The 8,467-nt window shown below is 71.7% G+C and carries 8 protein-coding genes and 1 pseudogene; 7 read left to right on the top strand and 2 right to left on the bottom strand.

The genetic code is table 11. From position 1 onward, the window contains the following. From KBY96_RS13355 to KBY96_RS13345, 3 genes and pseudogenes are all read left to right on the top strand, one after another. Positions 1-352: pseudogene (locus KBY96_RS13355) on the top strand (photosystem II D2 protein (photosystem q(a) protein)); the annotation flags it as partial. Next, positions 336-1,724: a photosystem II reaction center protein CP43 gene (gene psbC / locus KBY96_RS13350; RefSeq protein ID WP_254979961.1), complete on the top strand. Its 1,389-nt coding sequence runs from the start codon at positions 336-338 to the stop codon at positions 1,722-1,724. The pseudogene KBY96_RS13355 and the gene psbC, both read left to right, overlap by 17 nt. 181 nt (positions 1,725-1,905) lie before the next feature. Beyond that, positions 1,906-2,634, top strand: a complete 729-nt coding sequence (locus KBY96_RS13345) for a YcgJ family protein (RefSeq protein ID WP_254979960.1) — start codon at positions 1,906-1,908, stop codon at positions 2,632-2,634. Between the two features lie 10 nt (positions 2,635-2,644). Here KBY96_RS13345 and KBY96_RS13340 read toward each other — a convergent pair whose 3' ends face one another. Beyond that, positions 2,645-3,199, bottom strand: coding sequence for a nucleoside triphosphate pyrophosphatase (locus KBY96_RS13340; RefSeq protein WP_254979959.1), 555 nt, complete (start codon positions 3,197-3,199; stop codon positions 2,645-2,647). A gap of 89 nt (positions 3,200-3,288) precedes the next feature. Between KBY96_RS13340 and KBY96_RS13335 the strand changes: the two genes are divergently transcribed. Genes KBY96_RS13335 through KBY96_RS13325 form a run of 3 tightly spaced genes read left to right on the top strand, consistent with a single transcriptional unit; the run spans position 3,289 to position 5,518 of the window. Then, positions 3,289-3,687, top strand: coding sequence for an Npun_F0494 family protein (locus tag KBY96_RS13335; RefSeq protein WP_254979969.1), 399 nt, complete (start codon positions 3,289-3,291; stop codon positions 3,685-3,687). Between the two features lie 38 nt (positions 3,688-3,725). Further along, positions 3,726-5,261 carry a cobyric acid synthase gene (locus KBY96_RS13330; RefSeq protein WP_254979968.1) on the top strand — a complete coding sequence of 512 codons (1,536 nt, stop codon included), beginning with the start codon at positions 3,726-3,728 and terminating at the stop codon, positions 5,259-5,261. Then, complete coding sequence (locus KBY96_RS13325) at positions 5,261-5,518, top strand: 2Fe-2S iron-sulfur cluster-binding protein (RefSeq protein ID WP_254979958.1); 258 nt, start codon at positions 5,261-5,263, stop codon at positions 5,516-5,518. Before KBY96_RS13330 ends, KBY96_RS13325 begins: the two co-directional genes overlap by 1 nt. Before the next feature lie 14 nt (positions 5,519-5,532). Here KBY96_RS13325 and mnmA read toward each other — a convergent pair whose 3' ends face one another. Further along, entirely contained in the window at positions 5,533-6,696 is a 1,164-nt protein-coding gene (mnmA, locus tag KBY96_RS13320; RefSeq protein ID WP_254979957.1) for a tRNA 2-thiouridine(34) synthase MnmA, read from the bottom strand. 129 nt (positions 6,697-6,825) lie between these two features. On the opposite strand from mnmA, the gene KBY96_RS13315 reads away from it, so the two are divergent. Further along, the gene (locus KBY96_RS13315) at positions 6,826-8,442 is read left to right on the top strand and encodes an NAD(P)H-hydrate dehydratase (protein WP_254979956.1); all 1,617 of its coding nucleotides are present in this window, start codon (positions 6,826-6,828) and stop codon (positions 8,440-8,442) included. Positions 8,443-8,467 lie beyond the last annotated feature (25 nt).

Below are 8,467 nucleotides of genomic sequence, written 5' to 3'. Positions count from 1 at the left end.
GCCCACCCAGGAGGAGGAGACCTACTCGATGGTCACGGCCAACCGCTTCTGGAGCCAGATCTTCGGGATCGCCTTCTCCAACAAGCGCTGGCTGCACTTCTTCATGCTGTTCGTGCCGGTGATGGGTCTGTGGACCGCCAGCATCGGCATCATCGGCCTGGCCCTCAACCTGCGCGCCTACGACTTCGTGTCGCAGGAGATCCGCGCTGCCGAAGACCCCGAGTTCGAAACCTTCTACACGAAGAACATCCTTCTCAACGAAGGCATCCGGGCCTGGATGGCACCGGCCGACCAGCCGCACGAAAACTTCGTCTTCCCTGAAGAGGTACTGCCCCGTGGAAACGCCCTTTAATTCCGGTCTGGTGAATGTCGGGGGCAAAGACCTCGACTCCACCGGCTATGCCTGGTGGGCCGGCAACGCCCGCCTGATCAACCTCTCCGGACGCCTGCTCGGCGCCCACGTCGCCCACGCCGGGCTGATGGTGTTCTGGGCCGGCGCCATGATGCTGTTCGAGGTGAGTCACTTCACCTTCGACAAGCCCATGTACGAGCAGGGCCTGATCTGTTTCCCCCACGTGGCCACCCTCGGCTACGGCGTCGGCCCCGGCGGTGAGGTCACCAACCTCTACCCGTTCTTCGTGGTGGGTGTGCTGCACCTGATCAGCTCCGCCGTGCTCGGCCTCGGCGGCCTCTACCACGCCCTGCGCGGTCCGGAGATCCTGGAGAACTACTCCACCTTCTTCTCCCAAGACTGGCGCGACAAGAATCAGATGACCAACATCATTGGTTATCACCTGATTCTTCTTGGCGTCGGCGCTCTGCTGCTGGTGTTCAAGGCCATGTTCTTCGGTGGCGTCTACGACACCTGGGCCCCCGGTGGTGGTGACGTGCGTCTGATCACCAACCCCACCCTCAATCCGGGTGTGATCTTCGGCTACCTCACCCGCGCACCCTTCGGCGGCGAAGGCTGGATCATCGGGGTGGATTCGATGGAGGACATCATCGGTGGCCACATCTGGATCGGCCTGATCTGCATCTTCGGTGGCATCTGGCACGTGATCACCAAGCCCTTCGGCTGGGTGCGTCGCGCCTTCATCTGGAACGGTGAGGCCTACCTGAGCTACAGCCTCGGGGCCCTCAGCCTGATGAGCTTCATTGCCAGCGCCTACATCTGGTTCAACAACACCGCCTATCCCTCGGAGTTCTACGGCCCCACCAACGCCGAGTCTTCCCAGGCCCAGAGCTTCACCTTCCTGGTGCGTGACCAACGCCTGGGCGCCAACATCGGCTCGGCCATGGGCCCCACCGGTCTTGGTAAATACCTGATGCGCTCACCCACCGGCGAGATCATCTTCGGCGGTGAAACCATGCGCTTCTGGGACTTCCGCGGTCCCTGGCTGGAGCCCCTGCGGGGCCCCAACGGCCTCAGCCTCGACAAGCTCCAGAACGACATTCAGCCCTGGCAGGTGCGCCGGGCTGCTGAATACATGACCCACGCCCCCAACGCCTCCCTGAACTCGGTGGGCGGCATCATCACCGAACCCAACTCGGTGAACTTCGTGAACATCCGCCAGTGGCTGGCGTCCACCCAGTTCGTGCTCGCCTTCTTCTTCCTGGTGGGCCACCTCTGGCACGCCGGCCGCGCCCGCGCCGCCGCGGCCGGTTTCGAGAAGGGCATCGACCGTCAGGCCGAACCCACCCTGGCCATGCCCGACCTCGACTGAGGGCATCCTGGTCCCGGCCCCAGGGCCCCTGCCCCCGCCACAAGCGGGGGTTTTTTTCATGGTGATTCAGTCAGAACTCAGCGATCGGCAGTAAGAGTTCAGTCACAGGTGCTCCATAGCGTGTGGGTCTGCACCGCAAATCGGTGCCCATTCCTCACACACAATCACCGTGCATTCCGCCATGAACGCTCTCCTCGTTGCTGCCCTCGGAGCCGGCCTGATCGCAGCCCCGCCTGCCGCCCAGGCCCGTCCCGCACCGATGACCCTGGCCCAGTCCCAGAGCGCGGCCGTCAGCAGTCCGGCCCCTGGGGTGATCTGCGACCGCGGCACCAGCAGCTGCTACGACCGCAACGGCGTCTCCCTGCCACTCACCCGCCAGCATCTGGGCTCCTGGGCCGAGTGGCGGCTCACCCGCCAGCTGGCGGGCCGGCCAGTGGCGACGGAGTTCCGCCTCAGCGACGGCAGCCTCTGCGATCTGCGCAGCCAGACCTGCTGGAGTGACGGCTTCGGCCAGCGCCAGGTGTCGCGCGACCTCAGCCAGCGGTTGTTCGGCCAGGAGCAGGGCGGGCGGGAGATGGATCGCTTCGATGGCCTCTGCAACCTGGTGAAGGGCGGCCGCCCCGTGTACGACGGGCCCTGCTCGCTGCGGCGGGTGGCCAACAGCGAACGGGGCGTGACGCGCTATATGGTGCGCCAGCCCGATGGCAGCCGTTACACCTTCAGCGACCGCAGCGGCCGGCTCGAGGTGAGCGATGGCGAGCGCAGCTGGCCGGCCACGTTTGTGGATCACGGCTACACCGGCCTGTTCCGCTGGCGGGACATGACCCTGGTGGCCACCCGCGAGCACAGCGCCCTGCCGCTGAACCGCGCCCAGAGCGACGGCATCACCCAGCTGTTCCTCAATCGCTGAGGGCCGGCGCTCAGGCGGCCGCCAGCCAGCGGCGCAGCAGTGGCAGGCTGAGGCCGATCACATTGCTGAAACAGCCCTCGAGCCGTTCCACCAGCAGAGCGCCGCGCCCTTCGAGGGCAAAGCCGCCGGCGCACTGGAGCGGCTCGCCGCTGGCCACATAGGCCTGGATCTCGGCCTCGCTGAGGGCGGCGAACAGCACCCGGGTGGTCACCGTGGCCAGCAGAGGCCGGGCCGGACTCAACAGGCAGTGGCCGGTGTGCAGCTCCCCCCAGCGGCCCGCCATGGTGCGCCAGCGGGCCGTGGCCTGGGCGGCATCGGCAGGTTTGCCATACACCACGCCGGCCACGGTGAGCAGGGAATCACAGCCCAGCACCCCCACAGAGGGCGTCTGCAGCCGGGCGGCCACCGCCTCGGCCTTGGCCCGGGCCAACCGCTGCACCAGCTGCTGGGGATCGGGGTCAGCGATGGCCTCCTCATCCACGCCGCTCACCACCACCCGGTGGGGGATGCCGGCCTGCTCCAGCAGGCGGCGGCGGGCCGGGGAGGCCGAAGCGAGCACCAGCATCAGGCTCCCCGGGTCAGTCAGGATGGGGCTTCGTACGGTACCGCTGGCAAAGGAGCCGTGGTCGGCCAGCTGTTCCCCGGAGGCTCCAACTGAACGCGCCCACTGAGCCCCAGCTTGCGGAACTTCCGCTCTACGAACGCCGCGCCCGCCGGCGCGCCGCCCGCTCCCTGCGCTGCCTCCCCTTCCGGCGGGCCTTCTACGCGCGGGTGGGAGACGACGCCATCAGCAGCGCGGCCCTGGCCAGCAGCGGCGAATGGCCAGCACTGTGCTTCCTGCCGGTGAGCGCCGAGCGCGCCGAGGCCCACTTCCGCTGGCTGATCCGGCTGGGGGTGCTGCGCCGCGAGGTGGACGGCCAGGGCCTCACCGAACGGGTGCGGCTCACACCCATGGGCCGCCGCATCCTCGAGGGGATCCGGGGCGAGATCCCCCGCGCCAGGCTGCGCGAGCGGATGCTGGAAAACCTGCGCCGCCACCGGCCCGGCCTCTGATGGATGGGCCTCTGCTGCGCCCGCCGGCACCGGCGCTGATGGTGCTGGGCACCTCCAGCGGTGCCGGCAAATCCCTGATGACAGCGGCCCTCTGCCGGGTGCTGCGCCGCCGCGGCGAGCAGCCGCTGCCCTTCAAAGGGCAGAACATGAGCAACAACGCCTGGGTGGATCAGGCGGGGGGGGAAATGGCCTACTCCCAGGCGCTGCAGGCCTGGGCGGCGGGCCTGGAGCCCTGCTGCGCCATGAATCCGGTGCTGCTCAAACCCCGGGGTGACTCCACCAGCGAGGTGATCCACCGGGGCCGCTCGGCGGGCAGCGCCCGCGCCGAGCACTACTACCGCGACTGGTTCCGGCCCGGCTGGGCCGCCATCCGCGCCGGACTGGCGGAGCTGCAGGCCGCCCACCCCCGCGGCCGGCTGGTGCTGGAGGGGGCCGGCAGCCCGGTGGAGGTGAACCTGCAGGCCCGCGACCTCACCAACCTGCGCCTGGCCCAGTTCCTGCGCGCCCGCTGCCTGCTGGTGGCCGACATCGAGCGCGGTGGTGTGTTCGCCCAGATCGTGGGCACCCTGCAGCTGCTCAGCCCGGTGCAGCGGCCCCTGATCCGCGGGCTGCTGATCAACCGCTTCCGGGGCCGCCGGGAGCTGTTCGACGAGGGTCGCCGCTGGCTGGAGCGGGAAACGGGGGTGCCGGTGCTGGGGGTGATGCCCTGGCTCGATGAGCTGTTCCCCCCGGAAGACTCCCTCGATCTGCTGGAGCGGGGCGGCCGCAAGGCCGGCGCCGAGCTGGAGATCGCCGTGCTGCGCCTGCCCGCGATCAGCAACTTCTCCGACTTCGATCCCCTCGAGGCCGAACCCAGCGTGCGGCTGCGCTGGCTGCGGCCCGGCGATCCCCTCGGCAATCCCGACGCGGTGATCCTGCCGGGCAGCAAACAGACCCTGGGCGACCTGGCGGCCCTGCGCCGCGCCGGGCTGGATGCCGAACTGCAGGGCTATGCGGCCGCTGGCGGCCATGTGTTCGGACTCTGTGGCGGCCTGCAGCTGCTGGGCCGCGAACTGCTGGATCCTGAGGGCCTGGAGGGGTCTGCGGGCGCTGGGGAGCGGGGCCTGGATCTGCTGCCACTGCGCACCGTGTTCGGCGCTGCCAAGGCCCTGGGGCAACGGCGCAGCCAGGCCCTCTGGCCCGGCGGCGGCAGCGGCACCGGCCCGGTTGCTGGAGCCGGGGGCAAGCTCGAGCTGAGCGGCTTCGAGCTGCACCGCGGCCTCACCACCGTTCTCGGCGCCAGCGATGAGGCCGGGAACCAGCCGGTGCCCCTGCCCCTGGCCAGCGACCCCGGACTGGGCTGGTGGCAGGCGCTGGGCGGCGCTGGCGGCCTGGTGGCCGGCACCTACCTGCACGGGGTGTTCGAGAGCGGACCCTGGCGGCGGCAGTGGCTCAACCGACTGCGGCAGCGCCGGGGCCTGCCCCCCCTGAGCCTCGATCAGCCCCACCACAGCGCCCAGCGCGATCAGCTGCTGGACCGGCTCGCCGACGCCTTCGAGGCCCACGTCAACCTGGAGCCGCTGCTCAAGCCCTGATGCCCCCCCGCAGCAACACCCGCAGCCTCACCATCCACTGGCCCGATGGCCGCACCACCAGCGTGGAGGCCGGCACCCCCTGGCTCCTGGCCGCCCGGCAGGCGGGAGTGACCATCCCCACCGGCTGCCTGGGGGGCAGCTGCGGCGCCTGCGAGATCGAGGTGAACGGCCGCATGGTGCGGGCCTGCATCGCCGCCGTGCCACCCAGCCGCAGCGGCACACTCACGGTGGAGCTGGCCAGCGACCCCTACTGGTGAGGCGGGCCCAGCCCTCAGGCCTGGATCAGCCCACCGCCCAGCAGCACCTCGCCGGCATAGAACACCGCCGCCTGGCCGGGGGTGATCGAGAACTGGGGCTCGGCGAACTCCAGCCGCGCCCGGTGGGGGCGGCCGGCGGCCCGGTCGGCGTCGGTGGCGGGCAGGGGGATCAGCCGCGCCGGCTCCGGGGCGCTGCGGTAGCGCACCTGCACCCCCACCTCCAGCGGTCCGGCCGGCGGCGCCATCGACAGCCAGTTCACCGCGCCCACCAGGCAGCCAGAGCGGCCGGCCTCGCGGCGCGGTGCCACCACCACCCGGTTCATGGCCCCATCGAGCCGCACCACGTGCAGGGGTTCGCTCCAGGCCACGCCGAGCCCCTTGCGCTGGCCGATCGTGAAGTGCTCGATGCCGTCGTGCTGGCCCACCACGGTGCCGTCGCCGAGCACGATCTCCCCCTGGCGCGGCGGCAGATAGGCGTCGAGGAAGGCCCGCATCGAGCCGTGGTGGTCGGCCAGGCAGAGGTCCTGGCTCTCGGGCTTGCTGGCGGTGCGCAGCCCGTGGCGCTCGGCCTCCAGGCGGGTGTCGGCCTTGGTGAGCTCCCCCAGGGGGAACACCAGCCGGCCCAGGGCCTCCTGGGGCAGGTCGTAGAGGAAGTAGCTCTGGTCCTTGCCTCCGTCGAGACCGCGCAGCAGCTGGTGGCGGCCCGCCGCCTCGCCCGGCACCGGCAGGGGATCAGCCGCTTCGGCATGGCGCACGCGGGCGTAGTGGCCCGTGGCGATGCGCCCGATGCCCCGCTTGGCCTCAGCCCAGGCCAGCATCGGGCCGAACTTCACCGCCCGGTTGCAGCGCGAACAGGGCAGGGGCGTGACGCCGTCGGCGTAGCCCTCCACAAGGAAATCCACGATCTGCTCGCGGAAGTGGTCGCGGAAATCCACCACGTGGTGGGGAATGGCCAGCTGCTCGCAGATGCCGGCGGCATCCACCAGGCCCTCGGCGCAGCAGGCCCCCTTGCCGCTCATCAGCCACAGGGTGAGGCCCTCCACCTGCCAGCCCGCCTGCACCAGCAGGGCCGCGGTGAGCGAACTGTCCACCCCGCCGGAGAGGCCCACCGCCACCCGCCGCTCGCCGGGCCAGGCCCGCAGGCGCTCAAGGGCCGCCGCACCCGCAGCCGTGGCCATGGCGCCTGTGGCCGTGGCCGTGGAGCCCGTGGCGATGACCGCAGAGGATCCAGGTGGGCAGGAGGCGGCCAAGGGCTGGGAGAAACGCTCAGATGTTCCCATCATGAAACCGAGCGCCGTTGTTCTGCCGTGACCAGCTCCGAGGCCCAGCCCACGGCTCCGCCACCCGGCCCCTGGCCGCCGCGGGATGCCGAACACCTGCTGGTGAGCGGCGAGCAGATGGCGGCACTGGAGCAGCAGCTGTTCGCCTCCGGGCTGCCGGTGGAGGCGCTGATGGAGAAGGCGGCACTGGCCCTGAGCCGGGCCCTGCGGCGCCACCACGGTGGGGTGCTGGAGCGGCACGGGGCCGTGGTGCTGGTGGGGCCGGGCCACAACGGCGGCGACGGCCTGGTGGTGGCCCGCGAGCTGCACCTGGCCGGCCTGGCGGTGGCGATCTGGAGTCCGTTCGAGCGCCATAAGCCGCTCACCGCCAGCCACCTCCGCCACACCGACTGGCTGGGGGTGCCAGAGCTGCAGGCGCCGCCGGATCCAGCCGGCCCGGCCCTGTGGATCGATGCGCTGCTGGGTATCGGCCAGCGGCGCCCGCCCGATGGGGCCCTGCAGGAGCTGTTCCGGGAGCGGGCGCGGCAACGGCCCGGGCGGCTGGTGGCGATCGATGTGCCCACCGGGCTCTGCGCCGACAGCGGCCGCTGCCTGGGGGAGGCAGCGGCCCAGGCCAGCCACACCTACACCCTGGGCCTGCGCAAGAGCGGCCTGGTGCAGGACGACGCCCTGCGCTGGGTTGGGGCGTTGCGGCGGATCGACCTGGCCCTGGCGCCGGCGCTGCTGACGGGCCTTCCCGCCGCCCAGCCCCTGGGGCTGGCGCCTGGCGATCTGGCCGCTGCTCCCTGGCCGGCCCTGGATCCGGCGGCGGCCAAGTACGGCCGCGGCCGGCTGCTGGTGGTGGCAGGCAGCGAGCGCTACCGGGGGGCGGCGGCCCTGGCTCTGGAGGGTGCGAGCGCCGCCGGCTGCGGCAGCCTGCGGGCAGCGCTGCCCGCCTGCCTGGCCGAGGGGCTCTGGAGCACCCAGCCCCACGTGGTGGTGAGCCGGGCCCTGGCCTGCGACGACCAGGGCCACCTGGCATTGGCCCAGCTGGGCGAGGCCGAGCTGGATCGGCTCGATGCGGTGCTGGTGGGACCGGGGCTGGGGGCAACGGTGGGGGCCGATGGCCACGGGGGTAGGGCCGACGAAGCCCAGGCCTGGCAGCGGCTGCAGGGCTTCACGGGGCTGCTGGTGCTGGATGCCGACGGCCTCAACCGCCTCGCTGCCCTGGGAGCGGACGACTGGCTGCGGGAGCGGGGAGGGCCCACCTGGATCACGCCCCACCGGGGGGAATTCAACCGCCTGTTTCCGCAGTGGAGCGACGCCCCGGCCCTGGAGGCGGCGGCGGCGGCGGCCGGCCTCAGCGGGGCGGCCGTGCTGCTCAAGGGAGCGCGCAGCGTGGTGGCCGCCAGCGATGGACGGCGCTGGCAGCTGCTGGAGGCCGCGCCGGCGGCGGCCCGGGCCGGCCTGGGGGATGTGCTGGCCGGCTACGGGGCGGCGGTCGGCGCCATGGCCCTGGCGGCGGGGGAAGACGCCAGCGCCGCTCTGCTGGCCACGGCGTCACTGGCCCACGCCGACGCCGGCCTGCGCCTGCAGCAGGGGGGTGCGGGCCGCGCCTCGGCGCAGGCGGTGGCTCGCTGCCTGGCGACCGGGAACCGGGACTGAGCCGGGGTGAGGCTGTGTGTTGTTT

Origin of the sequence: Cyanobium sp. ATX 6A2, from assembly GCF_024346355.1 — a bacterium.
Lineage (GTDB): Bacteria > Cyanobacteriota > Cyanobacteriia > PCC-6307 > Cyanobiaceae > NIES-981.
This window is presented reverse-complemented; position numbering and strand designations above follow the sequence as displayed.

Bases quoted from the DNA above. Each gene is read 5' to 3' on its own strand.
- KBY96_RS13345 (WP_254979960.1), top strand. From the start codon at position 1,906: ATGAACGCTCTCCTCGTTGCTGCCCTCGGAGCCGGCCTGATCGCAGCC.
- KBY96_RS13340 (WP_254979959.1), bottom strand. From the start codon at position 3,199: ATGCTGGTGCTCGCTTCGGCCTCCCCGGCCCGCCGCCGCCTGCTGGAG.
- KBY96_RS13330 (WP_254979968.1), top strand. From the start codon at position 3,726: ATGGTGCTGGGCACCTCCAGCGGTGCCGGCAAATCCCTGATGACAGCG.
- KBY96_RS13325 (WP_254979958.1), top strand. From the start codon at position 5,261: ATGCCCCCCCGCAGCAACACCCGCAGCCTCACCATCCACTGGCCCGAT.
- mnmA (WP_254979957.1), bottom strand. From the start codon at position 6,696: ATGGCCACGGCTGCGGGTGCGGCGGCCCTTGAGCGCCTGCGGGCCTGG.